Origin of the sequence: Streptomyces paromomycinus, from assembly GCF_003865155.1 — a bacterium.
GTDB classification, from domain to species: Bacteria; Actinomycetota; Actinomycetes; order Streptomycetales; family Streptomycetaceae; genus Streptomyces; species Streptomyces chrestomyceticus.
Genome location: NZ_BHZD01000001.1, coordinates 8,878,710 through 8,904,665, shown reverse-complemented (window position 1 = coordinate 8,904,665; position 25,956 = coordinate 8,878,710). Strand labels below are relative to the sequence as shown.

24 protein-coding genes are annotated in these 25,956 nt (G+C 72.1%); 21 read left to right on the top strand and 3 right to left on the bottom strand.

Features of this window, described 5'->3' with window-relative positions; all coding sequences use genetic code 11:
* Positions 1–93: 93 nt before the first annotated feature.
* The 12 genes from bioB (at position 94) to OEIGOIKO_RS37740 (ending at position 14,147) form a co-directional block, all read left to right on the top strand.
* The gene (gene bioB, locus OEIGOIKO_RS37795) at positions 94–1,335 is read left to right on the top strand and encodes a biotin synthase BioB (protein WP_125057821.1); all 1,242 of its coding nucleotides are present in this window, start codon (positions 94–96) and stop codon (positions 1,333–1,335) included.
* Positions 1,328–2,638, top strand: coding sequence for an adenosylmethionine--8-amino-7-oxononanoate transaminase (locus tag OEIGOIKO_RS37790; protein ID WP_125057820.1), 1,311 nt, complete (start codon positions 1,328–1,330; stop codon positions 2,636–2,638). Before bioB ends, OEIGOIKO_RS37790 begins: the two co-directional genes overlap by 8 nt.
* Positions 2,639–2,732: 94 nt before the next feature.
* On the top strand, positions 2,733–3,425 hold the full coding sequence (bioD, locus tag OEIGOIKO_RS37785; RefSeq protein ID WP_125057819.1) for a dethiobiotin synthase: 693 nt from the start codon (positions 2,733–2,735) through the stop codon (positions 3,423–3,425).
* A 69-nt stretch (positions 3,426–3,494) separates the two neighbouring features.
* Positions 3,495–4,244 carry a class I SAM-dependent methyltransferase gene (locus tag OEIGOIKO_RS37780; RefSeq protein WP_125057818.1) on the top strand — a complete coding sequence of 250 codons (750 nt, stop codon included), beginning with the start codon at positions 3,495–3,497 and terminating at the stop codon, positions 4,242–4,244.
* A gap of 55 nt (positions 4,245–4,299) precedes the next feature.
* Positions 4,300–5,598 (top strand): alpha/beta hydrolase family protein, encoded by a 1,299-nt coding sequence (locus tag OEIGOIKO_RS37775; protein ID WP_125057817.1) that lies wholly within the window; start codon positions 4,300–4,302, stop codon positions 5,596–5,598.
* A gap of 151 nt (positions 5,599–5,749) precedes the next feature.
* Entirely contained in the window at positions 5,750–6,646 is an 897-nt protein-coding gene (locus OEIGOIKO_RS37770; RefSeq protein ID WP_125057816.1) for an ABC transporter ATP-binding protein, read from the top strand.
* Positions 6,647–6,652: 6 nt separating this feature from the next.
* Complete coding sequence (locus OEIGOIKO_RS37765) at positions 6,653–9,229, top strand: ABC transporter permease (RefSeq protein ID WP_125057815.1); 2,577 nt, start codon at positions 6,653–6,655, stop codon at positions 9,227–9,229.
* Between the two features lie 72 nt (positions 9,230–9,301).
* Positions 9,302–10,192, top strand: a complete 891-nt coding sequence (locus tag OEIGOIKO_RS37760; protein ID WP_125057814.1) for an LLM class F420-dependent oxidoreductase — start codon at positions 9,302–9,304, stop codon at positions 10,190–10,192.
* A gap of 135 nt (positions 10,193–10,327) precedes the next feature.
* On the top strand, positions 10,328–10,756 hold the full coding sequence (locus OEIGOIKO_RS37755) for a GNAT family N-acetyltransferase (protein ID WP_125057813.1): 429 nt from the start codon (positions 10,328–10,330) through the stop codon (positions 10,754–10,756).
* Positions 10,757–10,956: 200 nt separating this feature from the next.
* Positions 10,957–12,297 carry a hemolysin family protein gene (locus tag OEIGOIKO_RS37750; RefSeq protein WP_125057812.1) on the top strand — a complete coding sequence of 447 codons (1,341 nt, stop codon included), beginning with the start codon at positions 10,957–10,959 and terminating at the stop codon, positions 12,295–12,297.
* Positions 12,294–13,346: a hemolysin family protein gene (locus OEIGOIKO_RS37745; protein WP_125057811.1), complete on the top strand. Its 1,053-nt coding sequence runs from the start codon at positions 12,294–12,296 to the stop codon at positions 13,344–13,346. Before OEIGOIKO_RS37750 ends, OEIGOIKO_RS37745 begins: the two co-directional genes overlap by 4 nt.
* Positions 13,347–13,358: 12 nt before the next feature.
* A complete protein-coding gene (locus tag OEIGOIKO_RS37740; protein WP_125057810.1) occupies positions 13,359–14,147 on the top strand; it encodes an SGNH/GDSL hydrolase family protein in 789 nt (262 codons plus the stop codon).
* Positions 14,148–14,202: 55 nt separating this feature from the next.
* Here OEIGOIKO_RS37740 and OEIGOIKO_RS37735 read toward each other — a convergent pair whose 3' ends face one another.
* Both OEIGOIKO_RS37735 and OEIGOIKO_RS37730 read right to left on the bottom strand, forming a co-directional pair.
* Positions 14,203–15,075, bottom strand: a complete 873-nt coding sequence (locus OEIGOIKO_RS37735) for a polysaccharide deacetylase family protein (protein ID WP_125057809.1) — start codon at positions 15,073–15,075, stop codon at positions 14,203–14,205.
* A 156-nt stretch (positions 15,076–15,231) separates the two neighbouring features.
* Positions 15,232–15,603, bottom strand: a complete 372-nt coding sequence (locus OEIGOIKO_RS37730) for a MerR family transcriptional regulator (protein WP_218040077.1) — start codon at positions 15,601–15,603, stop codon at positions 15,232–15,234.
* Positions 15,604–15,710: 107 nt separating this feature from the next.
* Here OEIGOIKO_RS37730 and OEIGOIKO_RS37725 point away from each other — a divergent pair, with 107 nt between their 5' ends.
* From OEIGOIKO_RS37725 to OEIGOIKO_RS37710, 4 genes are all read left to right on the top strand, one after another.
* The gene (locus OEIGOIKO_RS37725) at positions 15,711–16,781 is read left to right on the top strand and encodes an alkene reductase (protein ID WP_125057807.1); all 1,071 of its coding nucleotides are present in this window, start codon (positions 15,711–15,713) and stop codon (positions 16,779–16,781) included.
* A gap of 282 nt (positions 16,782–17,063) precedes the next feature.
* Entirely contained in the window at positions 17,064–18,545 is a 1,482-nt protein-coding gene (locus tag OEIGOIKO_RS37720; protein ID WP_125057806.1) for a family 2B encapsulin nanocompartment shell protein, read from the top strand.
* A gap of 17 nt (positions 18,546–18,562) precedes the next feature.
* Entirely contained in the window at positions 18,563–19,627 is a 1,065-nt protein-coding gene (locus OEIGOIKO_RS37715; protein ID WP_125057805.1) for a family 2 encapsulin nanocompartment cargo protein terpene cyclase, read from the top strand.
* 33 nt (positions 19,628–19,660) lie between these two features.
* Complete coding sequence (locus tag OEIGOIKO_RS37710) at positions 19,661–20,536, top strand: geranyl diphosphate 2-C-methyltransferase (RefSeq protein WP_031003292.1); 876 nt, start codon at positions 19,661–19,663, stop codon at positions 20,534–20,536.
* Between the two features lie 178 nt (positions 20,537–20,714).
* Here the strand turns inward: OEIGOIKO_RS37710 and OEIGOIKO_RS43670 are convergent, their stop codons facing one another.
* Entirely contained in the window at positions 20,715–20,846 is a 132-nt protein-coding gene (locus OEIGOIKO_RS43670) for a hypothetical protein (RefSeq protein ID WP_281288425.1), read from the bottom strand.
* A 94-nt stretch (positions 20,847–20,940) separates the two neighbouring features.
* Between OEIGOIKO_RS43670 and OEIGOIKO_RS37705 the strand changes: the two genes are divergently transcribed.
* The 5 genes from OEIGOIKO_RS37705 to proP all read left to right on the top strand — a co-directional run bounded on the left by OEIGOIKO_RS37705 (position 20,941) and on the right by proP (position 25,805).
* Entirely contained in the window at positions 20,941–21,234 is a 294-nt protein-coding gene (locus OEIGOIKO_RS37705) for a hypothetical protein (protein ID WP_125057804.1), read from the top strand.
* A complete protein-coding gene (locus OEIGOIKO_RS37700; protein WP_125057803.1) occupies positions 21,231–21,470 on the top strand; it encodes a hypothetical protein in 240 nt (79 codons plus the stop codon). Before OEIGOIKO_RS37705 ends, OEIGOIKO_RS37700 begins: the two co-directional genes overlap by 4 nt.
* A 459-nt stretch (positions 21,471–21,929) precedes the next feature.
* Complete coding sequence (purB, locus tag OEIGOIKO_RS37695) at positions 21,930–23,363, top strand: adenylosuccinate lyase (RefSeq protein WP_125057802.1); 1,434 nt, start codon at positions 21,930–21,932, stop codon at positions 23,361–23,363.
* A gap of 12 nt (positions 23,364–23,375) precedes the next feature.
* Positions 23,376–23,951, top strand: a complete 576-nt coding sequence (gene mug / locus OEIGOIKO_RS37690) for a G/U mismatch-specific DNA glycosylase (RefSeq protein WP_125057801.1) — start codon at positions 23,376–23,378, stop codon at positions 23,949–23,951.
* A gap of 321 nt (positions 23,952–24,272) precedes the next feature.
* A complete protein-coding gene (gene proP, locus OEIGOIKO_RS37685; RefSeq protein WP_218040076.1) occupies positions 24,273–25,805 on the top strand; it encodes a glycine betaine/L-proline transporter ProP in 1,533 nt (510 codons plus the stop codon).
* Positions 25,806–25,956: the final 151 nt, after the last annotated feature.

Below are 25,956 nucleotides of genomic sequence, written 5' to 3'. Positions count from 1 at the left end.
TCCTACGGTGTGGCCATGCACACACCCCGGATCGGCGCCCTTGTTGGGTTCCTCCATGGTCGCGGGCCGTGGCCGTACGCCAGGATCGTCGCCATGGATCTGCTGACAACGCTGGTGGACAAGGGGCTGCGGCGCGAACTGCCGACCCGCGAAGAGGCGCTCGCCGTACTGGCGACGTCCGACGACGACCTGCTCGACGTGGTGGCCGCGGCCGGAAAGGTACGCCGCCGGTGGTTCGGGCGGCGGGTGAAGCTGAACTATCTGGTCAACCTGAAGTCGGGGCTGTGCCCCGAGGACTGCTCGTACTGTTCCCAGCGGCTCGGCTCCAAGGCCGAGATCCTCAAGTACACCTGGCTCAAGCCGGAGCAGGCGTCCGAGGCGGCCGCGGCCGGGGTGGCCGGCGGCGCCAAGCGGGTCTGCATCGTGGCCAGCGGCCGCGGACCGACGGACCGGGACGTGGACCGGGTGTCGCAGACCATCGCCGCCATCAAGGAGCAGAACGAGGGCGTCGAGGTGTGCGCGTGCCTCGGCCTGCTCTCGGACGGCCAGGCGGCCCGGCTGCGAGCGGCGGGCGCGGACGCCTACAACCACAACCTCAACACCTCCGAGGCCACCTACGGGGACATCACCACCACCCACACCTACGCCGACCGGGTCGAAACGGTCCAACAGGCGCAGGCGGCGGGACTGTCCGCCTGCTCCGGTCTGATCGCGGGCATGGGCGAGAGCGACGCGGACCTGGTCGACGTGGTCTTCGCGCTGCGCGCCCTGGACCCCGACTCGGTGCCGGTGAACTTCCTGATCCCCTTCGAGGGCACCCCGCTGGCCAAGGAGTGGAACCTCACGCCCCAGCGCGCGCTGCGCATCCTGGCGATGGTCCGCTTCGTCTGCCCGGACGTGGAGGTCCGGCTGGCCGGCGGGCGCGAGGTGCACCTGCGGTCGATGCAGCCGCTGGCGCTGCACCTGGCCAACTCCATCTTCCTCGGTGACTACCTGACCAGCGAGGGCCAGGCGGGCAAGGACGACCTGGCGATGATCGCCGACGCGGGTTTCGAGGTGGAGGGTACGGACACCACCACGCTGCCGGAGCACCGCGCGGACGCGCTCGCGGGCGGCGGCTGCGGTGGCCACGGGGGTGGCGGCTGCGGACCGTGCGGGGACGGTGACACGGCGGCGGAACCGGCCGTACGGGCCGAGGCGGATGCCGGTGCGGTCCCGGCACCGGCCGAAGAAGTACCGGCCGGCGCTCCCGCCTCCCCGGCCGGTGAAGCCCGTACGGACCTCGTCTCCGTACGCCGCCGCGGCGCCGGTACGGAGCTGCCGCCGAATGCCTGAGGCCGCGCAGCTCTCCGTCCCCGAACTGCTGGCCCTGGACCGGCAGCACGTCTGGCACCCGTACGGCCCGATGCCCGGCCGGGACGATCCGCTGGTCGTCGCGTCGGCATCCGGCGTACGACTGCGGCTGGCCGAACCGGTCGAAGGCCGGACCGAATTGGTCGACGGAATGTCGTCCTGGTGGTCGGCGGTGCACGGATACAACCACCCCGTGCTCAACGAGGCCGCCCGCGGCCAACTGGACCGGATGAGCCATGTGATGTTCGGCGGTCTCACCCACGAGCCCGCCGTCCGGCTCGCCGCCCGGCTGGCGGAGATCGCCCCGGACGGCCTGGAGCACGTCTTCCTCGCCGACTCCGGTTCGGTGTCGGTCGAGGTCGCCGTGAAGATGTGCCTCCAGTACTGGCGCTCGGTCGGAAAGCCGCGCAAACAGCGGCTGATGACCTGGCGCGGCGGCTACCACGGCGACACCTGGCAGCCGATGTCGGTGTGCGACCCGGACGGCGGGATGCACGAACTCTGGCAGGGCGCGCTGCCCCGGCAGCTGTTCGCCGACGCGCCGCCTCCGGGGTTCGACGCGCCACCGGACCCCGCGTACGAGGCGCACCTGCGCGAGCTGGTCGCGCGGCACGCCGGCGAACTGGCGGCGGTCGTCGTGGAGCCGGTGGTCCAGGGGGCGGGCGGCATGGTCTTCCACTCCCCCGGCTACCTGCGGGTGCTGCGCGAGGCGTGCGACGAGCACGGCGTCCTGCTCATCTTCGACGAGATCGCCACCGGTTTCGGCCGTACGGGATCGCTGTTCGCCGCCGGACACGCGGGCGTCACTCCCGATGTGATGTGCGTCGGCAAGGCCCTGACCGGCGGTTATCTGACCATGGCGGCGACCTTGTGCACGCCGGCCGTGGCGGACGGGATCTCCCGGGGGGAGGTGCCGGTGCTCGCGCACGGGCCGACCTTCATGGGCAACCCGCTGGCCGCCTCGGTGGCCGACGCGTCGTTGGACCTGCTGCTGTCCCAGGACTGGGCACGGGAGGTCAAGCGGATCGAGGCCGGGCTACGGGACGGCCTCGCCGACGCCACCGCCGCCGAAGGCGTGCGGGACGTACGGGTCCTGGGCGCGATCGGCGTCCTCCAGCTCGACCACGAGGTGGACATGGCGGCCGCCACGCGCGCGGCCGTACGGGAGGGCGTGTGGCTGCGCCCGTTCCGCGACCTCGTGTACGCGATGCCGCCGTACATCACCGGGGACGAGGACGTGGCACGTATCTGCGCCGCGATGCGCGCGGTGGCGCGCGAGGGCTGAGCGGCCCGCCCCGGCCCCGTAACCATCAGGCCCCGGGGGCTCCGTACGCGGAGCCCCCGGCTGCCGACCATGCTCTACGACAGGAGGACTCGACGTGTCGGTGCTGTTCGTGACCGGAACGTGCACAGAGATCGGCAAGACCGTGACCACGGCTGCCCTGGCCGCGACGGCGCTCGCCCAGGGCCGTTCCGTCGCGGTGCTCAAACCGGCGCAGACCGGAGTCACCGCCGGCGAACCGGGCGACGCGGCGGAAGTCGTCCGGCTCGCGGGCCCCCTGGTCACCACCGCCGAACTGGCCCGCTATCCCGAGCCGCTGGCACCCGAGACCGCCGCGCGCCGCGCCGGCCTGCCGCCCGTACGCCCAGGAGAGATCGCGGAGGCGGCGGCCAAACTGGCGGCCTCGCACGACCTCGTCCTGGTCGAGGGCGCGGGCGGCCTGCTCGTACGGTTCGACGAGCAGGGCGCGACCCTCGCCGACGCGGCGCGCCTGGCCGGAGCGCCCGTACTGGTGGTCGCCCAGGCGGGCCTGGGGGCGCTCAACGCGGTGGCGCTCACCGCGCTGGCATTGCGCACCCACGGGATCGACTCCCCCGGAGTGGTGGTGGGCAGCTGGCCCGAAACCCCTGGCCTGGCCGCCCGCTGCAATCTCGACGACTTCCCCCGAGCGGCCGGCGCACCGCTGCTGGGCCGCGTGCCGGAGGGCGCCGGGAGCCTGCCGCCGGAGCAGTTCCGCGCGCAGGCTCCCGACTGGCTGGCCCCCGCTCTGGGCGGCACCGCCGCGCTTTGACAGTGGTGTCCCGGCGCGGCACGGCGGACACTCGAACCGGCGAACGTCGTACGGCGAAGGGATCCGGCCATGTCACAGCGCACGAGGGTCGAGCGCGGAGTCGTGCACCATCCGGTCTTCGCCCGGTGGTACGCGCGGATCGCGGACCGTCGCACCGGACTCACGGACCTGCGACGCGACATGCTGGCCGGACTCTCGGGCCGGGTGATCGAAATCGGTGCCGGTACGGGCGCGAACTTCGCCCACTACCCCCGAACCGTCGCGGAGGTTGTGGCCGTCGAGCCCGAACGCACCCTGCGGCAGCGGGCCTTGACCGAGGCGGCCCGGGCCGGCATCCCGGTGGACGTCGTACCGGCCACGGCGGAAGCCCTGCCGGTCAAGAGCGAGGCCTTCGACGCCGCGGTGGTGTCGCTGGTGCTCTGCTCGGTACGTGACGTGCAGCGTTCCCTGTCGGAACTGCGGCGGGTCCTGCGGCCGGGCGGCGAACTGCGCTTCTTCGAACACGGACGCTCCCTGCGCCACGGCCCCGCCACCGTGCAGCGCGCCCTGGACCGTACGGTGTGGCCCCTGCTGATGGGCAACTGCCACCTGGCCCGCGACCCGCTGGCCGAACTGCGCACCGCGGGCTTCACCGTCAGCACCTGTCGCCGCAGCCGCATTCTGGGCCCCGGCCCCGCCCTGCCCTGGACGGTGCTGGGTGTGGCGCGACCAGCGGAGGAGGACCGACGAGGGGACGCGGACCGACGGGAGGGTGAGGGCCGACGGGAGGATGAGGACCGACGGATGGAAGAGGGCCGACAGGATGAGGACGGCGGCTGACGACCAGACCTGAGGTTGACGCGCCGGGTCGGTGCCCCGCCCTAACGTCTGGCACATGATCAGACTTTTCCGGGCGGCCGGAACCGCCGCCCTGTCCCTGCTGCTCGGTCTTCCCCTGCTCCCCCAGCCGCTCGCCGCGGCGGCGGACACGTCCTGGGCCGCGCCCCCGTCCGCCACGAACAGTGCGGACGGTACGGACCGTACGGGCCCGAAGGCCGCCGCGCGGCTGCGCCTGCCCGCTCCCACCGGCCCGTACGCGGTCGGCCGGTCCACACTGCCGCTCACCGACCACAGCCGCCCCGACCCCTGGGTCCCCACGGCGACGTCCCGCGAGCTGATGGTCGGTCTCCACTACCCGGCGCGGCGCGGTACGGGCGCGTCCGCGCGGTACGCCACCGTCGAGGAGAGCCGGCACCTGATCAAGGCCATGGGCTGGGAGAACATGGTCACTCCCGAAGCCTTGAGCGCCATGGCCGTACACAGCCGCACGGACGCCCGCCCCGCGTCCGGCAGGTATCCGCTGCTGGTCGTCTCGCCCGGCTTCTCCGCCCCTGGCTTCTCCCTCACCAGCCTCGCGGAGGACCTGGCCTCCCGGGGCTACGTCGTCGCGACGGTCGACCACGCCTACGAGAGCACCGGCACGGCCTTCCCCGGCGGCCGGGTCCTGACCTGTGCCGCCTGCGATCAGGTGTACGGCACCGAGGACGGCTTCCGGCGCGCGGCCGTCGGCCGGGGCCAGGACGTCTCGTTCGTGCTGGACCGGCTCACCGCGCACGGGTCCGCCTGGCGCTACTCCCACCTCATCGACGAGAAGCGCATCGGCATGGCCGGACACTCGCTCGGCGGCGCGAGCGCCGTCTCCGCCATGGCGCGCGACAGCCGCATACGGGCCGGCGTCAACATGGACGGGGCGTTCCAGGACCCCGTACCCGCCGGCGGTCTCGGCTCCCGCCCCTTCCTGATGCTCGGTACCGACAACGAGGTGCACCGGCCGGGCGGCCGGGACCGCACCTGGGACCTGGCCTGGAGCCGGCTGGACGGGTGGAAGCGCTGGCTGACCGTGGCCGGCGCCGACCATCTCACCTTCAGCGACGCCCCCGTCATCGCCGACGCGCTCACCCCTCCCGCAACGAACACCACGGCCCCCGCAGCACCCACTGACCCCACAGCCCCCACGCCTTCGCAGCCCCCGCTGTCCGGACAGCGCTCGGTCGCCCTCACCCGTACCTACGTGGCGGCGTTCTTCGACCAGCACCTGCGGCACATACCGCAACGTCTTCTCCAGGGCCCCACGAAGGACAACCCGGAGGTGACGTTCCACAGTCCGGCACCGGCCTCCCCGGCCGCCGGCTGACGACCGGGCCGCCCGCCGCTCCCCGGGCCGGGCACCGGCGTCCGGAAGCGGGCACGTGGGGGATGCCAGGACGACGGAAGCTGTCCTACTGTCGTGGGCCATGCGGGAGTTGCCGCCCCGTAAGGCACGGGGCCGACGTCGGGAGGCTGACGTGTCCACACCGGTCCCGGGTACGGCGGAGGGTGCCGCGGACGGCGGCGAGGCGGCCGCGCGGGCGGTGTCGCTGGTCAAGACGTACGGGACGGGAGAGGCCCAGGTCGTGGCGCTGGACGGCGTCGACGTGTCGATCGGGCGCGGGCGGTTCACGGCGGTGATGGGGCCCTCCGGCTCGGGCAAGTCCACCCTGATGCACTGCCTGGCGGGGCTGGACACGGTGTCGGCGGGCCGGGTGTGGCTGGGCGGCCGGGAGATCACCGGCCTGGACGACCGGCAGCTGACCCGGCTGCGCAGGGACCAGGTCGGCTTTGTGTTCCAGTCGTTCAACCTGCTGCCCACCCTGACGGCCGAGGAGAACATCACCCTGCCCATGGACATCGCGGGCCGCAAGCCGGACCGGGAGTGGCTGCGCGAGGTGATCAGCACTCTCCGGCTCGGTGACCGGCTGCGGCACCGGCCCTCCCAGCTCTCCGGCGGGCAGCAGCAGCGGGTGGCGTGCGCCCGGGCGCTGGCCGCCCGCCCCGCGCTGATCTTCGCGGACGAGCCGACCGGCAACCTGGACTCCCGCTCGGGTCTGGAGGTGCTCCAGACGCTGCGGGAGGCGGTGGACGACCTCGGGCAGACGGTCGTGATGGTGACCCACGATCCGAACGCGGCGGCCCACGCCGACCTCGCGCTCTACCTGGCGGACGGCCGGATCGTGGACGAGATGGCGCGGCCCACCGCGGAGTCCGTACTGGCGCGGATGCAGGTCTTCGCGGCGGGCCCGAGGCCGTCCCCGTCCGTGTCCCCTCCCCCGTCCGCGCCCACCGGTACCGGCCCCGCCCCGGGCCCGCCTCCTGACTCCGGCCCGGGCCCGGCCCCCGGCTCCGGCCCGCTCCCGAACGGCTGACCCGCCGTGCTGCGGGCCACGCTCCGGAGCTTCTTCGCGCACAAGGCCCGGCTGCTGCTCTCCGCCCTCGCCGTGGTGCTCTCGGTGGCGTTCGTGGTGGGCAGCCTGATCTTCTCGGACACCACGGGCGCCACCTTCGACCGGCTCTTCGCCTCGACCGCCGCGGACGTCCAGATCACGCCGCGGCAGGACTTCGACGCACCGGGCGGCATCGGTTCGGCCGCGACCCCGACCGTGCCGGCCGCCCTGCGGGACCGGGTCACCGGGGTGCGGGGCGTGGCGGACGCCCGGCTCGACGTGCGGGTGGAGCGGGTCACCGTCACCGACGCCCGCCACACGCCGGTGGGGCCGACCCGGAACGTGCCGTCCATCGCCACCAACTGGGCCCCGGGCGAGCGCAGCCCGGTCCGGGTGGCCGAGGGCCGCCCGCCGCGCGGACCGGGCGAAGCGATGGTCGACCGGGACACCGCGGACCGGGCAGGCCTACGGCTCGGTGACACGCTGCACGTCATCGCCCCGCCCGGCACCTCCCCCGTACGGATCGTCGGTATCGCCGCCTTCACCACCACCAACCCGGGCTCCTCCCTGGTCTTCCTGGAGACCCGGGCGGCCCAGCGCGGCCTGCTGGGCAGTACGGACCGGGCGACCGGAGTGTCCGTGGACGCCGCGCCCGGCGTGCCGGACCGCGTGCTCGAACGGCGGATCGGCGCCGCGCTGGGGTCCGGCGCCGCCGCGTACGACATCCGGACGCGGGCCGAGCAGAAGAAGACGCAGGCCGAGCAGTTGGGCGACTTCCTGAGCGTGCTGAAGTACATGATGGTGGGCTTCGCGGGGGTCGCCGTCCTGGTCGGCGTCTTCCTGATCGTCAACACCTTCTCGATGCTGATCGCGCAGCGCACCCGGGAGCTGGGCCTGCTGCGGGCGCTCGGCGCCGACCGCCGCCAGGTGCGCCGCTCGGTGCTGCTGGAGGCGTTGCTGCTGGGCGTCGCCGGTGCCACGGCCGGGCTCGCGGCGGGTGTCGGACTCGCGGTGCTGTTGGTCGTCGCGATGGGCTGGTTCGGGCTGCGGCTGGACGCCGCCGATCTGGTGCTGAACTGGCCGACGGTGGTCGTCGCGTACGTCGTCGGGGTGGGCGTGACCTTCGTCGCCGCGCTGCTTCCCGCGCTGCGGGCGGGCCGCGTCTCCCCGATGGCCGCCCTTGCCGACCTGGAACTGCCGGGAGCCGGGCGCCCGTTGCGCCTGCGCGCCGCCGCCGGGTCGCTGGTGGGCGTGGCGGGGCTGGCCGCGCTCGCGGGCTGTGTGCTGAGTGACCGTACGGCGGCCGCCGGGTCACTGCTGGCGCTCGGGGTCGTGCTGACGCTGGTGGCCGGGGTGATGGCGGGGCCGCTGCTGGTGCGGCCGGTGATCCGGCTGCTCGGGCGGGGCCTGAAGCCGGCGTTCGGCACGGTGGGGCGGCTGAGCCGCCGCAACGCGCTGCGCAATCCCCGCCGTACGGGGGCGACGGCGGCGGCCCTGATGATCGGGCTGGCGCTGGTGACCGGCCTGTCGGTCGCCGGGGCGTCGGCGGCCGCTTCGATCGCCCAGCAGATCGACCGGACGCTGGGCGCCGACTTCGTCGTGCAGAACGCGTCGCTCGCGCCGTTCTCCGACGAGGTCACCGACCGGGTGCGGGCGACCCCGGGGGCCGGCACGGTCGTACGCCAGCGGATCGTCCCCCTGAAGCTGCGGCTGCCGGGCGGCCGGTCGGTCACGACGGTGGCCGGGGCCTTCGACCGCGACTTCGACGCCGTGGCGAAGGTGACGTACGCGGCGGGGAACACCGCGGCGGCGCTGGCGCCCGGACACGTCGGTATCCAGGCGGAGTTCGCCCGGGAGCACGGCCTGCGGGTGGGCAGCCGGCTCGACGCGGTGCTGCCGTCCGGGACGCCCGCCCGGTTCACGGTCGGCGCGCTGACCGAGAACGCCGGTTCCGGGCCCGGCACCCGGGGCGGTGTCTTCATGGGGACGGCCACCCTGGAGAAGTACGCGCCGGGCGGGCAGAATTCCGTGCTGTACGTGAACGCCGCGGACGGCACCGACCCGGCGCGGCTGCGGGCCGGACTGGAGCGGACGCTCAAGCCGTTCCCGCAGGTCCAGGTGCACGACCGGGCCGACTACAAGGAGCTGGTCAGTGGTCAGATCCAGGGACTGCTCAACCTGCTGTACGGGCTGCTGGGGCTGGCCATCGTGATCGCGGTGCTGGGCGTCGTCAACACGCTGGCGCTGGCTGTCGTGGAGCGCACCCGTGAGATCGGGCTGCTGCGCGCCGTCGGTCTGTCGCGGAGGCAGCTGCGCCGGATGATCCGGCTGGAGTCGGTGGTGATCGCGCTGTTCGGCGCGGTCCTCGGGCTCGGCCTGGGACTGGTCTGGGGCGTCGCCACGCAACGGGTGCTGGCGCTGGAGGGGCTGACGGCGTTCGCGGTGCCGTGGTCCACGGTGGCCGCGGTGGTGGTCGGGTCCGTCCTGGTCGGGCTGCTGGCCGCGCTGCTGCCCGCGCTGCGCGCGTCCCGGCTCGACGTGCTGGCCGCCATTGCCCACGAGTGACCGGCACGCCCGCACTCCGACCGGCTCCGATCCGCATCCCACTTCCCGCACCCCGCACCCCGAGGAGGCCCCGTGCCACGCCCGTTCCGCTTCGGCGTCAACATGATCACCATCGAGTCGGGGCCCGCCTGGCGGCAGAAGTGCCGCCGGGCCGAGGACCTCGGGTACGACGTGCTGCTCGTCCCGGACCATCTGGGCTGGCCCGCGCCCTTTCCCGCCCTGGTCGCCGCGGCCGAGGCCACCGAGCGCCCGCGCCTGGGCACCTTCGTCCTCAACGCGGGCTTCTGGAACCCGGCTCTGCTCGCCCGCGAGGTGGCCACCACCGATCTGCTCACCGACGGCAGACTCGAACTGGGCCTGGGCACCGGCTACGTACGCGCCGAGCACGACCGGGCGGGCCTGCCCTGGGGCACCCCCGGCGAGCGGGTGGACCGCCTCGTCCGTACGGTCGAGGAGCTGGAGCGGCTGCTGGGCGACCCCGAGCACGCGCCGAAGGCGGCCCAGCAGCCCCGGCCGCCCCTGCTGATCGGCGGCAACGGTCCGCGCGTGCTGCGCCTCGCCGCCCGGCACGCCGACATCACGGCCTTCACCGGCGGCCGGGCCGCTCCGGGCAAACCGGAGGGCACCCTAGCGCTCCTGACGCCGGACGAGCTCGACGCCGCGCTCACCGTCTACCACCAGGCCGCCGCGGACCGCCCGGCACCGGCCGAACTGAACATCCTGGTCCAGCGGGTCACGGTCACCGGCGACCGCCGCGCGCCCGCCCGTGAGATCGCCGCGCACGGCCTCGGCGTGGACGAGGAACAGGCCCTGCGCATCCCGACGTTCCTGTTCGGCACGGTCGCGCAGATGGCCGAACAGCTCCGCGAGCACCGCGAGCGCTACGGCTTCTCGTACATCACCGTGCTGGACCCCTCCATGGAGGCGTTCGCGCCGGTCATCGAGGAACTGAAGGGCAGTTAGCGCGGCCGGTGGGCCGGTCGGTACGGCCGCGGCCCGCCGTACGGACCGGGACGGTCTCCGGTCCGTACGGGTACGGCGTCTCGTCATACGAAAGCCGATGGCGGCGCCCCGCCGTTCCGTGTTTGGCTCACTCCCATGATCGATCTGCAGATACGGACGGCCGTACCGGACGACGTGGAGGCCGTGCTCGCCTTCTGGCGCGAGGCCGCGGAGGGCACCTCCGTCACGGATGACGCGGACGGGGTGACCCGGCTGATCGCGCGGGACCCGCAGGCCCTGATCCTCGCGGAGTCCGGCGGCACCCTGGTGGGGTCCGTCATCGCCGGGTACGACGGCTGGCGGTGTTCGCTGTACCGGCTCGCGGTGCTGCCCCCGTACCGTCGGCAGGGGGTCGCGACGGCGCTGCTCGAAGCGGCCGAGCGGCGTTTCCTGGCCGTGCGGGGCCGGCGCGGGGACGCCATGGTCCTGGAATCGAACGAGCGGGCCCAGCGAGCGTGGTCGGCCGCCGGCTACCGGCGCGAGGACCACTGGCGACGCTGGGTGAAGCCGCTGACGGGGGCCTGATCCGGCCCGCCCCCCGGCCCCGTCCCCCTCCGTACCGGAACCCGCCACCTGTTTTGCTCATCCTTTACCATGGATGCTTCCTTGTCTCCCGATGAAAGGAGTGAGCGTCCAGCCATGGGCGAGCCTCCCAGTTGTCGTCCCGTCCGCGCCCGAGGCGCGAACCTCCCGGTCCTGTTCGATCATGGGACGGAGGTGACCCGATGACCGAGCTGCTCCTCCTGGCCGTGGCCCTGCTCCTGACCCTGGCCTGCGGCGTCTTCGTCGCGGCCGAGTTCTCGCTGACGACCGTCGAGCGCAGTGACCTCGAACGTGCCGCGGAGCGCGGTGAGCGCGGCGCGGACAGCGCCCTCACGGCCGTCCGCAGCCTGACGTTCCAGCTGTCCGGCGCCCAGCTCGGCATCACCGTGACCGGCCTGGTCATCGGCATGCTCGCCAAACCGTCGATCGCCGCCCTGCTGGCCGGTCCGCTCGACGCCCTCGGCCTGCCGCCCGCCGCCGGAGACTCCGTGGCCCTGGTCCTCGGTACGGCGGTCTCCACGGTCGTGCTGATGGTCATCGGCGAGCTGGTGCCCAAGAACTGGGCCATCTCCAGCCCGCTGCCCGTCGCCCGCCGGGTCGCCACCGCGCAGCGCGGCTTCAGCGCCGCCTTCAAGCCGCTCATCGGGCACCTGAACAACACCGCGAACCGGATGATCCGCCGGATGGGCATGGAGCCCGCCGAGGAACTGGCCTCCGCCCGCGGCCCGCAGGAACTGGTCGCGCTGGCCCGGCACTCCGCCAAGGAAGGCGCCCTGGAACCGGACACCGCCGAGCTGTTCGTCCGCACCCTCGCCCTGGCCGACCTGACCGCGGAGAACGTGATGACGCCGCGCGTGCAGGTCACCGCCCTGGACGTGCAGTCCACCGCGGAGGACGTGGCCGTCGCGACGCGTGCCACCGGCCTGTCCCGCTTCCCCGTCTACCGCGGCAGCCTGGACACCGTGGTGGGAGTCGCGCACATCAAGGACGTCCTGGCCCTGCCCGCGGAGCGGCGCTTCCGCCACCCGGTCGCCGAGCTGCTGCGCGAGCCGCTGCTCGTACCGGAGACGCTGACCGTCGACCGGCTCCTGGACCGGCTGTCCGGCCGGCAGACGATGGCCGTGGTCATCGACGAGTACGGCGGTACGGCGGGCGTCGTCACCCTGGAGGACATCGTCGAGGAGGTCGTCGGCGAGGTACGCGACGAGCACGACCCGATGGAGACGCCGGACCTGGCACCGGCGGGCGAGGACACGGACGGCCGCGCCCGCTACGAGGCGGACGGCGCGGTCCGCACCGACCAGCTGGAGCAGATCGGCCTGAAGCTGCCGGAGGGCCCGTACGAGACCCTGGCCGGCCTGATCGCCACCGAGCTGGGCCGGATCCCGGCCGCCGGGGACAGCCTGGAGGCCGCGGGCTGGCGGATGGACGTCCTGGACGCCTCCGGCCACCGCGCGGCGCTGGTGCTGCTGCACGCGCCGCTGCCGGACAGCGACGACGAGACCGGGGAGGAGACCCGATGACCGCGCTCCAGTTGTTCATCGGCCTGCTCACGCTGGTCGTCAACGCGTTCTTCGTGGGCGCCGAGTTCGCGATGATCTCGGTGCGCCGCAGCCAGATCGAGCCGTACGCCGAGGACGGCGACCGCCGTGCGGACCGGGTCCTGTGGGGGCTCCAGCACGTCTCCGGCGTGATGGCGGCCGCGCAGCTGGGCATCACGCTGTGCACCCTGGTGCTCGGTGCCGTCGCCGAGCCCGCCATCGCCCACCTCCTGGAGCCGGCCTTCGACGCGGTCGGCATGCCGGACGCCCTCGTCCACCCCATCTCCTTCGTGCTCGCGCTGGCCGTGGCGACGTATCTGCACATGCTCTTCGGCGAGATGGTGCCGAAGAACGTGGCGCTGGCCGAGCCGGTGCGTACCGCGCTGCTGCTGGGACCGCCGCTGGTCGCCCTCACCCGCGCGCTGCGGCCGGTGATCTTCGCGATCAACACGTTCGCCAACGCGCTGCTGCGCCTGCTGCGGGTGGAGGCGAAGGACGAGGTGGCCGCGACGTTCTCGGACGACCAGCTCGCGAAGATGGTCGAGGACTCGCAGGCCGCCGGGCTGCTGGACGACCGGGCGAAGGAGCGCCTGCGGGACGCCCTGGAGCTGGGCCGCCGTCCGGTCGCCGACGTGGTGGTGCCGGTCGAGAAGGTCGTCACCGCCCGGCTGGGCATCACGCCGGAAGGCGTGGAGGAGCTGACCGCGACGTCCGGTTTCTCGCGCTTCCCGGTCGTCGACAGCACCCGGCGCATCCTGGGATACCTGCACGTCAAGGACGCGCTGGACGCCTCGCCGCGGGATCTGCCGTTCCCGCTCTCCGCACTGCGGCCGATCGCCCGGGTACGGGCCGGGACACCGCTGGACGACGTCCTGTCGGCGATGCGCGCCTCCCGTACCCATCTGGCGGCGGTCATCGGCACCGACGGCCGCCTGGCGGGCCTGGTCACGATGGAGGACGTGCTGCGTGAGCTGGTGCTCCAGCAGCAGCCCAAGAAGGCCGCACCGGCCGCGGGGGCGTCCCGGAGGTAGGATTCCTCCGCCATGGAGATCAATGCCACCTACACCAGTTTCGTCGCGGTGGGCGACAGCTTCACCGAAGGCATGTCCGACGCGCTGCCGGACGGCTCGTACCGGGGCTGGGCGGATCTGCTGGCCGCCCGGCTCGCGGCCCGTACCCCCGGCTTCCGCTACGCCAATCTCGCGGTGCGCGGCAAGCTGATCGGGCAGATCCTCGACGAGCAGACCGGTCCGGCGGCCGCGGCCGGCGCCGACCTGGTCACGCTGGTGGGCGGGCTGAACGACGTCCTGCGGCCCAAGTGCGACGTGGACCGGGTCTGCGCCCTCTTGGAGGAGGCCGCGGGCCGGCTGGCCAAGGACTGCGGACAGCTCGTCCTGATGCGCAGCCCCGGCCGGCAAGGACCGGTCCTGGAGCGGTTCCGGCCCCGTATGGAACAGCTCTTCGCCCACATCGACGCGCTGGCCGTACAGCACGGCGCGATCGTGGTGGACCTCTTCTCCTCCCGCGCGCTGGCCGACCCCCAGATGTGGGCCGAGGACCGGCTCCACCTGAACAAGGCGGGGCACGAGCGGGTGGCCGAGGCCGTCTGGCAGGCGCTCGGCTTCCCCGCCGAGTCCGACTGGGACGCGCCGCTGCCCGCCTTCGTCCCGCCGGGATGGGCGGCCCGGCGCACCTCGGACGTGCGCTTCGCGCGGCAGCACCTCGTGCCGTGGATCGGCCGGCGCCTGACCGGCCGGTCCAGCGGGGACGGCCGCGCGCCGAAGCGTCCTGACCTGCTGCCGTACGAGGGCGTGCGGCAGCGGGAGGACTGAAGAGGCCGAGCCGGCGCGTCAGGCCGGCCCCGCGTCCGTACTCCCCCGTACGCCGTCACTCCCCCGCGCGGGCCGTCGTCCGTGCGTAGTGCTCGGCGATCTCGTCGCTGGTCGTCAGCCACACGCCGGGGTGGTTCGCGATGTGTTCGAGCGCCTGGTCCAGGTACGTGTGCCGGAACGGCTGGTTGATCACGAACGGGTGCAGGACCAGGGACATCACCCGGCCGCTCGTCGCGGAGTCGGCGTACAGCTGGTCGAGCTGGTCCTGGACGATCCGGACGAAGTCCGGCCCGCTGAGGCTCTTGCCGACGAACAGGCTGATGTCGTTGACCTCGATGGAGTACGGCACGCTCAGCATGCCCGGGACGTTCAGCCGGTACGGCTGGTCGTCGTTGGCCCAGTCGAGCACGTAGTCCAGGCCGAGTTCGGCGAGCAGTCGCGGTGTACGGAAGGTCTCGGTGAGCGCCGGGCCGAGCCAGCCGCGGGGGCGCCGGCCGGTGGCCTCCTCGATGGTGCCGACGACCTCCGTCAGATAGGCGCGCTCGTCCTCGACGCTCATGTCCGCCTGGAAGGTGGAGTTGTCCCGGCCGTGCGCGACCCACGTCCAGCCGCGCGCCCGGCCCGCCTCGACGATCTGCGGGTAGTGGCGGGTGACGTCGGAGTTGAGCATCACGCTGGCGCGCAGGCCGTGCCGGTCGAGGCTCTCGATGAGCCGCCAGATGCCCACTCGGGGGCCGTAGTCGCGCCAGCCGTAGTTCAGCGGGTCGGGCGCCAGGGCGGCGGTGCCCGGGAAGATGCTGGTCGAGGGGCGGTCGACCTGGTAGTGCTCGACGTTCAGCCCCACATAGAAGGCGACGCGGGCGCCGCCCGGCCAGTGGATCGGCTCCCGGTCGACGATCGGGCTGTAGTCGAAGAGTTCGTTGTCCATCGTCCCCCGCCTCGGGCCGGTCCGTGTCCGCTCGGGCGTCCGTACGAGACACCCGCTCGATGTTCACAGTAGCGCGAACATATACCCGCCTCGCCGTGACCCCCGTCACACGCCCGCCCGCACCCCGCTCCCCTGTGCCGAGCCCGCTCCGCGCGCTCACCCGGAACGGCAGGGAACACCGGTCTGCCACGACTCGGTGGAGGCGGCGATGATCGCGTCGAGCCGGTCCCGGGTGCCCACCAGGTCTCCGATCCGCCGGTCGAGCTTCTCCCGTTCGGCCGAGAACCAGGCGAGCAGCTCCGGGGTGACCTGACCGGTGTCGACGCACGGCAGCATCGTCCGGATCGACTTGCTGGACAGCCCTGCGGCGTACAGCTCCTGGATCGTCCGCACACGGACGACCGCACCTTCCGGATAGAGCCGCTGGCCGCTGCCGCTGCGCTCCGAGGTGAGCAGCCCCTGCTCCTCGTAATAGCGCAGCGCCCGCACGCTCACGCCCGCCCGGCCGGCGAGTTCACCGATCCGCATCATGCCCCCTGAGTGTTCCGGCTCACACAGCTTGCCTCTGACGTCAACGTCAGCTTTTAGCGTAGCGAACGCACGCCCCACCCACTGCGCAAGCAAAGGACACCCCTGTGACCAGCCTCTTCGACAGTTTCCCGCTCGGCGGCCTCCGACTGCCCAACCGTCTGGTGATGGCCCCGATGACACGGGCCCGAGCCGCCGCCAACGGCATACCGAACCGTACGGCGGCGGCCTATTACGCACAGCGGGCGACCGCCGGACTGATCGTCAGCGAAGGCGTACAGCCGAGCGCGCAGGGCCAGTCCAACCCGCACACGCCCGGTCTGCACAACGACGCACAGGTCGCCGCCTGGCGACCGGTGACCCAGGCGGTACACGCCAACGGCGGCCGGATCTTCGCCCAGCTCATGCACGGCGGCCGGGTCGGACATCCGGATGTCGTCGGGTACCACCCCGTGGCGCCGTCCGCGGTCGCCCTGAAGTCCGAGCTGTTCACCGGCCCCAAGGGGCGGCGGCCCGCCCCCGTACCCCGCGCGTTGTCGACGGCCGAAGTCCGGGGCGAGGCAGGAGTCTTCGCGGACGCCGCGCGGCGAGCGGTCGACGCCGGCTTCGACGGTGTCGAGCTCCACGGGGCCAACGGCTACCTCATCCAGCAGTTCCTCTCCTCGAACGCGAACCTGCGCACCGACGCCTACGGCGGTTCCGTCGCCGGCCGCATCCGTTTCGCCGTCGAGGCCGCGGAGGCCGCCGCCGACGCCATCGGCGCCGACCGCGTCGGCATCCGGCTCTCCCCCGGCGGCACCGTCTGGGACATGGCCGAGGAGGACGTTCCGGGACTGTACGGCGCCCTGTTCGACGCCCTGGCCCCGCTCGGCCTCGCTTACGTGCACGTACTGGCCACGGCGGAGGAAGAACTGCTCGTCGCGTTGCGCAAGGCGTGGCCGAGCGCGTTCATCCTCAACCCGGGCGGGCAGATCGGTCCGCGGCCGGGCGACCAGGAGAGCGGTGAACACTGGCTCGGCCTCGGCGCGGACCTGATCAGCTACGGCCGCCCCTACATCGCCAACCCCGACCTGGTGGAACGCTTCCGTGCCGGGCTGCCGCTGCGCGAGGCCGACCGGGAGACGTGGTACACGGGCGGCGACACCGGCTACCTCGACTTCCCGAGCCACCAGTACTGACCGCCGCCACGACAACCGGCAGGCGCGGCCCCGGACTTCGGGCCCGGGGCCGCTGATCAGTACGACGCCCGGCAGTCACTCCCACCCCTCCGGGGGGGGCGCACATCAGTCCCCCCGCGCCCCTTTTGGCAACCATCAGATGTTTACGCCTCGCGGACGCGAAGGCGCCCCCTTTCACGCCGTACCGGCGGCACACTTCCACCTGTTTCGCTTATTGCCGCACACGGCCCTCTTGTTCACCAACGGCCTTTCGCCTCACTCCTGTTCACCTCCGGAGGAAATGTGCCCGTACCGGACCGCGTCCCCGACCGTGTCCCCGGTTCCGCAGCCGAAGAGAGCGCCCCCGACCCGTCCGATCCGTCCGGCCCGTCCGGCCCGTCCTCGGGCAGCGTGCTGACCAGTCTCGGCACCCAGGCCGCGCGCCAACTGGCGACCACCACCAAGACACCGCCCCAGATGCAGGCCATCACCTCCCGATGGCTGCTGAAGGTGCTGCCGTGGGTGGACGTCAGAGGCGGCACCTACCGGGTCAACCGGCGCCTGCACCTGCGGACCGGCCGTGGCCGCGTCCAGTTCGAGCACAACGGCGCGGACGACATCAGGGTGATCCCGCAGACCCTCACCGAGCTGCCCGTCCTGCGCGGCTACTCCGACACCGAGGTGCTCAAGGAGCTCGCCGGACGCTTCCGGGTCCGGGAGGTACGGCCCGGTCAGGTCCTCTTCGAGGCGGGGCAGCCCATCACCGAGGCGTACCTCGTCGTCCACGGCCGGTTCGCCCGCTACGCGCCCGGCAAGTACGGCGAGGAGGAGATCGTCGGAGTCGTCACGGACGGCGACCAGATCGGGGACGAGGCGATCGGCCGCCCCGACCCGCGGTGGCCGACGTCGGTACGGGCCCGGACCGCGGGCGTCCTGCTGGCGCTGCCCCGGGACGCGATCCGGGAGTTCACCGACCGCGTGCCCTCCCTGGCCGCGCACCTGGGCGCGTACGCGGAGCGGCAGCGGCGGCCGATGAACCGCCGGGGCGAGGCGGACGTACCGGTGCGGGCAGGACACGTCGGCGAACCGTCACTTCCCGCCGGATACGTCGATTACGACCTCACCCCCCGGGAGTACGAACTCTCGCTGACCCAGAGCGTGCTGCGCGTGCACTCCCGGGTCGCCGATCTCTACAACGAGCCGATGGACCAGACGCAGCAGCAACTCCGGCTCACGGTGGAGGAGATCCGTGAGCGCCAGGAGTGGGAGCTGGTGAACAACCGGGAGTTCGGGCTGCTGCACAACACCGACTACGGGCAGCGCATCAGCACCCACACCGGCCCGCCCACCCCCGACGGCATGGACGAGCTGCTGTCCATGCGCCGCAAGACCCGGCTGTTCCTGGCCCACCCGAAGGCGATCGCCGCCTTCTTCCGGCAGTGCAACAAGCGCGGTCTGGTGCCGGGCTCGGCAGACGTCGACGGGCACCAGGTCCCGGCCTGGCGCGGCGTCCCGATCTTCCCGTGCGGCAAGATCCCCGTCAGCGGGACGCACACCAGCAGCATCATCGCGCTACGGACCGGCGAGGAGGACCAGGGCGTCGTCGGCCTGTACCGGACGGGTCTCCCCGAGGAGCACCAGCCCGGCCTGAACGTCCGCTTCATGGGCATCGACCAGGCCGCCGTCATCAACTACCTCGTCACCGCCTACTACTCGCTGGCCATCCTCGTGCCGGACGCGGCCGGTGTCCTGGAGAACGTCCAGCTCGGCCGGACCGCCGACTGACCAGTGGAGTACGAACCATGAGCACATCCAGTACGACCGCCACCACCGCCGCGTTCAGGATGCCCGGCCCGCCGAGCCTCGCCCCTGCCCGGCCGACCCGGCGCGGCGGCGCCGTCCCCGGACTGCGGTACCGGCCGGCCGTCCCGGCCGACCCGGAGAAGGCCGCGGAGATCGACCGCAGACTGGAGGGCTGGGCCCGCGGGCTGGATCTGTTTCCCGCGCAGTGGACCGGCGACTTCACCGGCTTCCAGTTCGGCCGGGCCGTCGTCCTGCAGCATCCCGCCGCGGCCGATCTCGAACGCCTCACCGCCGCGGGCAAGCTGCTGCTGGCCGAGAACATCGTCGACACCTGCTACTGCGAGGAGGACGAGGGCAAGGGCGGCGCTCGCCGTGGCCTGGGCGGCCGGCTGATCATCGCCCAGTCGGCTCTGGACCCGTTCCACGGCACTCCGGAGACGGAGGAGGAGTGGCGCCAGGGCGTGCAGGCCGACGGGCCCCTGCGCTCGTACTACTGGGCCCTGAAGGACTACGCGGCCCTGGCGACCCCCAGCCAGGCCGCCCGGTTCGTCCACGACATGGCCCGGCTGCACCTCGGCTATCTCGCCGAGGCGTCCTGGGCGGAGGCACGGCACATGCCGCGTGTCTGGGAGTACCTGGTCATGCGGCAGTTCAACAACTTCCGCCCCTGCCTGTCGATCGTCGACGCCGTGGACGGCTACGAGCTGCCCGAGGCCGTGTACGCCCGCCCGGAGATCCAGCGGATCACCGCCCTGGCCTGCAACGCCACCACCGTCGTCAACGACCTGTACTCCTTCACCAAGGAGCTGGCGAGCGACCCGGACCACCTGAACCTGCCCCAGGTGGTGGCCGCCAACGACCGGCGCGGTCTGAAGGCCGCCTACCTGAAGAGCGTCGGCATCCACAACCAGATCATGGCGGCGTACGAGACGGAGGCGGCCGAGCTGGCCGCGACCTCCCCGCTCGTGGAGCGCTACACCCGGAGTCTGTCCGACTGGGTGGCCGGCAACCACGAATGGCACGCCACCAACAGCGACCGTTACCACCTGCCCAACTACTGGTAGACCGATCCAGCGCACCACGGCAAGGAGTCACCGTTGACCACTGCGCACGTCCCCACCGCACGCCCGCTCATGCCGACCCACTCCACGTACCAGGCCCGCGTCGCGGACTACTGGAACACCGAGGAGAACCCGGTCAACCTGGAGCTCGGCAAGATCGACGACCTGTACCACCACCACTACGGCATCGGGGAGGCCGACCGGTCCGTACTGGACGAGCCGGACCCCGTCCGGCGCCGCGAACGCCTCACCGGTGAACTGCACCGCCTCGAACACGCCCAGGCCGAGCTGCTCGCCTCCCACCTCGGCGCGCTGTCGCCCGGCGACCGCGTCTTCGACGCCGGGTGCGGGCGCGGCGGCGGCAGCGTGGTCGCGCACCTGCGCCACGGCTGCCACACCGACGGGGCGACCATCTCCGCCAAGCAGGCCGACTTCGCCAACGAGCAGGCCCGCAAGCGGGGCATCGCCGACAAGGTGCGCTACCACCACCGCAACATGCTCGACACCGGCTTCGCCACCGGCGCCTACGCCGCGTCCTGGAACAACGAGTCGACCATGTACGTCGAGCTGGACCTGCTGTTCGCCGAGCACGCGCGGCTGCTGCGGCGCGGCGGGCGCTATGTGACGATCACCGGCTGTTACAACGACGCCTACGGGCGCGCCTCCCGCGAGGTGTCCCTCATCAACGCCCACTACATCTGCGACATCCATCCACGGTCGGCGTACTTCCGTGCGATGGCCCGCCACCGGCTGGTCCCCGTGCACGTCCAGGACCTCACCGAGGCCACGCTGCCGTACTGGGAACTGCGCAGCCAGGCCGACCACCTGGTCACGGGCATTGAGGAAACCTTTCTGACCGCGTACCGCAACGGCAGCTTCCAGTACCTGCTGATCGCCGCCGACCGGATCTGAGAAGCACTCCGGGGCCCGCCGGGCCGGCCTTGGGGGGCGTTCGGAGCCCCGCCGGGCCGGCCACGAGCCGCCCGGCGGGGCAGCTGCGGTTCCGGGGCGCGGACCGCCACCGGAGGCATGTCCGCACCGTCACATCCCCGCGCCGGTAAGAAGCCGGTGAACGGCGCCTCACCCGCCGTCACCACAAGCAGGCGCGGATCTCGGTACCCAGGAACAGGTGCAGGGCGGTCAGGCCGTCCTCGGTCACGGGAGGGAACGCGGCGGCAGGCAGGTGGGAAACGGCACCGGGCGGCGTTTTCGTTGCCACCACGCCAGCGACTTTGTTGCCACGACGCCGGCGACCGGCCGACACGTCGGCAACAACCGCGCTAGCCTCAGAGCGAGCACTGCGACCGGAGGCCCCTATGAGCAGCCAGCCGTGGACCATCGATTCCATCGCACACGTCCTGCCGCACCCCGAACTGCGCGCCACCTTCATGCGTGACGTCTCGTTCACCGACGTTCAGTGCCTGCCGGACATCCTCGAACGCTGGGTCCGCTTCATCGAGGATTTCGAGGCGGGCCGACCCCGCGTCGAGAAGCTGCGCAGCCACCTCCGGGAGAGCGGCCACCTGCCGGCCGACTACGAGGCCAACCTCGTCGACGTCGGCACCGAGGAGCTCCGAGCCGACGCCGACCGCTCCCGGGGCGCCGCGTGACCTACCGGCTTCGCCTGGACCCCACCGTCCACGCGGACTACCGCAGCCTCCCCCACGACGCCCGCCGCGACCTCGCCATGTGCCTCATCGACGCCCTCGCTGACCCCATCGCCGCCTCCACCCCCTACGGCATCGACGACCGCGTCTTCCGCACCATCGCCCGCGGCCACACCACCGGCGTCATCCTCATCGGCGAAGACACCATCACCCTCGTACAGGTCACCCACCTCGGCTGACATGCCCGGCCCGGCAGGGCACACCGGAACGTTCCGGTGTGCTCACCATCCGTGAACCCGGAGGTGCCGTGAGTTACCGGCCCGTAAGCCAGCCACGACCACCGCCTACCTATTGGCGGTGCTCGCCCAGCCCAGCCTTCAGCAGAAGACCTCGCCGGCGTCAGGAGATGGCGTGGATTCGCGCGCCTACGAGGTAGCGCGAAGGGCCTTCTCCCTGCCGATACAGGAGAAAAAACGCGTTGGGCGACGCACCCGACCGGCTCGACCCGTCGCGCCGCCGGCGACAAACGTCGTCGGAGAGTGTGCTCACGCCGGCAGGCGCGTGCACAGTCGGGCTTCTCTCCCGCATCCTTCTCCCACATGCGGCGCCAAGGCGTCGGCGAGCAAGCTCTGACCTGGCCTGTGGGCGTCCCACCTGGGCTTCATGGTTATCACGGGCGGCAGGTAAGCTCTCGTCACGTGACTGCCAAGCCCCGCATTCCGAATGTTCTGGCCGGCCGCTACGCCTCCGCGGAGCTCGCCGTCCTGTGGTCCCCCGAGTACAAGGTCAAGCTGGAGCGCAAGCTGTGGCTCGCGGTGCTCCGCGCGCAGAAGGACCTCGGGGTGGAGGTGCCGGAGCAGGCGCTCGCCGACTACGAGCGGGTGCTGGACGACGTTGACCTGGCCTCGATCGCCGAGCGGGAGCAGGTCACCCGGCACGACGTGAAGGCCCGTATCGAGGAGTTCAACGCCCTCGCCGGGCACGAGCAGGTCCACAAGGGCATGACCTCCCGCGACCTGACCGAGAACGTCGAGCAGCTGCAGATCCGGCTGTCGCTGGAGCTGGTGCGCGACCGTACGATCGCCGTCCTGGCGCGGCTGGGCCGGCTCGCCGGTGAGCACGCCGAGCTGGTCATGGCGGGGCGTTCGCACAACGTCGCGGCGCAGGCCACCACGCTGGGCAAGCGCTTCGCCACCGCCGCCGACGAGCTGCTGGTGGCCTATGGACGGCTGACCGACCTGCTGGACCGTTATCCGCTGCGCGGCATCAAGGGCCCGGTCGGCACCGCGCAGGACATGCTGGACCTGCTGGGCGGCGACGCCGCGAAGCTGGCCGAGCTGGAGCAGCGGATCGCCGGGCACCTCGGCTTCGGCCAGGCGTTCACCTCCGTCGGGCAGGTCTACCCGCGCTCGCTGGACTACGACGTGGTCACCGCGCTGGTGCAGCTGGCCGCGGCGCCGTCCTCGATCGCCAAGACGATCCGGCTGATGGCCGGGCACGAGCTGGTGACCGAGGGCTTCAAGCCCGGCCAGGTGGGCTCGTCCGCGATGCCGCACAAGATGAACACCCGCTCCTGCGAGCGCGTCAACGGCCTGATGGTCATCCTGCGCGGTTACGCCTCGATGGCCGGCGAGCTGTCCGGCGACCAGTGGAACGAGGGCGACGTGTCCTGCTCGGTGGTGCGCCGGGTCGCGCTGCCGGACTCCTTCTTCGCCCTGGACGGCCTGCTGGAGACGTTCCTGACCGTGCTGGACGAGTTCGGCGCCTTCCCCGCCGTCGTCGCGCGCGAGCTGGACCGCTATCTGCCCTTCCTCGCCACGACCAAGGTGCTCATGGGCGCCGTACGGGCCGGGGTGGGCCGTGAGGTGGCGCACGAGGCGATCAAGGAGAATGCGGTCGCCGCGGCGCTCGCCATGCGCGAGCAGGGCGCGGAGCGCAACGAACTGCTCGACAAGCTGGCGGCGGACGACCGTATCCCGCTGGACCGTGCGCAGTTGGACGCGCTGATGGCTGACAAGCTGTCCTTCACCGGTGCCGCCGCCGACCAGGTGGCCGCCGTCGTGTCGCGGATCGAGGAGATCACCAAGCAGCACCCCGAGGCCGCGGCGTACGCGCCGGGCTCGATCCTGTGAGGCCCCGCTGAGATGGGATTCACTCCCGAGGAACTGCAGGCCGCGCGCGGCCGCCTCGTCCCCGACGTGGCGGCGCCCGGCCTGCGGGTGCTTTTCTGCGGTATCAATCCCGGCTTGCTGTCGGCCGCGACCGGCCATCACTTCGCCCGGCCCGGCAACCGCTTCTGGCCCACCCTGCACGCGTCCGGCTTCACCCCGCGGATTCTCAAGCCCGCCGAGGAGCAGGAGCTGCTCGACTACGGCCTCGGCATCACCAATGTCGTGAAGCGGGCGAGCGCCCGGGCCGACGAGCTGACCGCGGAGGAGTTCCGCGAGGGCGGACAGGAGCTGACCGAGAAGGTACGGCGGCTGCGCCCGGCGTGGCTCGCGGTGGCCGGGGTGACGGCCTATCGGGTGGCTTTCGACGACAAGCACGCCAAGGTCGGTCCGCAGGAGCGGAAGATCGGCGACACCCGCGTCTGGGTGCTGCCCAACCCCAGCGGGCTCAACGCGCACTATCCTCCGGCCGCGCTGGCGGAGGAGTTCGGGCGGCTGCGCGCGGCGGCTTTCGCCGACGAGGCCGAGGAAGGTGACGCGCGGGACGTGTGAGTCGCGTGTTACGGGTAAGGCGTGCGTTATGTGTAGGGCGCACGGGGTAGTGGGGCCGTGCCGAGCGTTTAGCCCGTTCGGGAACGTTGCGCCGGGTGGATTCGGCCAGTGAGCCGACAGTCCGCCCGGCGTTCCATTAGCCCCATTCGTGTCGCTCCTATGCTGGTTATGCCGATTTCGACCTTTACGTTGATACTCGGAGTTACCGATGTGCCGCTCAGCCCCTAGCGACAGGACGAGATGACTACCGGTCAGCCTCAGCCGCCGCGCGTCCGGCGGAACAAGCGGTCGGACGGAGCAAGAAACTCCGACACCGACCGGCTGCTGCGCACCCTGCTGCGCCGACGCAAACACCAGCTCAGTGTCGAGGAAGTCACCGTCACCCCCGGACCGCAGGTACGCCGCGCGGTCACGGCGGCCGCCCTCGGCAACATGATGGAGTGGTTCGACTTTGGGGTCTACGCCTATCTGGCGGCCACGATGGGCAAGGTCTTCTTCCCGTCCAGCTCCCCCGGCGCCCAGCTCGTCTCCACCTTCGCCACCTTCGCCGCCGCCTTCCTCGTGCGGCCGCTCGGCGGTCTGGTCTTCGGACCGCTGGGCGACCGCATCGGACGGCAGCGGGTGCTGGCCGCCACCATGATCATGATGGCGATCAGCACCTTCGCGGTCGGCTTCCTGCCCGGCTACGACTCCATCGGCTTCGCGGCGCCGCTGCTGCTGCTCCTGTGCCGACTGGTGCAGGGCTTCTCGACCGGTGGTGAGTACGCCGGTGCCACGACCTACATCGCCGAATACGCCCCGGACAAGCGCCGCGGCTTCCTCGGCAGCTGGCTCGACTTCGGCACCTTCGTCGGCTACGCCCTCGGTTCGGGCCTGGTCACCGTGCTCACCGCCGTACTGGGCACGGACGGCCTGGAGAGCTGGGGCTGGCGCATTCCCTTCATGGTCGCCGGGCCGCTCGGCCTGATCGGCCTCTACATGCGCATGAAGCTGGAGGAGACCCCGGCCTTCAAGCAGGAGGCGGAAGCCGCGCGGCAGGAGGCCGAGAACGCGAGCTCCGGCGACACGCCCGTCGAGGAGGCCCGGCAGTCCGGCAAGGGCCGGCTGAAGGAGATCTTCACCGGGCACTGGGAAGCCGTGCTGATCTGCATGGGACTGGTGCTGCTGTACAACGTCACCAACTACATGGTGACGTCCTACCTCCCCACCTTCATGACCGAGACGCTCGGCGAGGACGCCACGACCGCCCAGCTGATGGTCCTGGGCACCATGGTCGTCGTCGCCCTGACGATCACGACCGTGGGCCGTACCTCGGACCGGTGGGGCCGCCGGCCGGTGTTCATGGCGTCCAGCATCGCGCTCGTCGCGCTGGCCTATCCGGCGTTCCTGCTCATTCGCGAAGGCGGCATCCTGATGCCGGCCTTCGGGTGCCTCATCCTGGGCCTGCTGCTGGTGTGCTTCGCGGGCACCTCCGCCTCGACGCTGCCGGCGCTCTTCCCCACCCATCTGCGCTACGGGGCGCTGTCCATCGCGTTCAACATCTCCGTCTCGCTCTTCGGCGGTACCACTCCGCTGGTCGCCTCCGCGCTGGTGGAGTCCACGGGCAGTCACATGATTCCCGCCTACTATCTGATGATCGCGGGTGTCATCGGCTTCATCGCCGCCTTCTTCCTGCACGAGACGGCGGGCAAGCCGCTGCGGGGCTCCGGCCCGATGGTCGAGACCCCGGAACAGGCCCGCGAGCTGGTGGCGCACAGCCGGACCGAGGCGGGACGCCAGGCCCGGGACATCTGGATCCGGCTGCGGCACCCCTGGGCGCACCACCGCGACAAGCAGGGCGACCAGGACAAGTAGGCCGAGCCGGGCGGACAGCCCGCGGAAGAACACAGGGGCGGCCGCGCCGGCACGGTCCGCGCGCGGCCCCCGCACTCCACAGGCCCCGAACGGGTGGCGGTGGCGGTGCCGCCGGTCCACACCGGGCCGGCGGCACCGCCACCGCCACCCG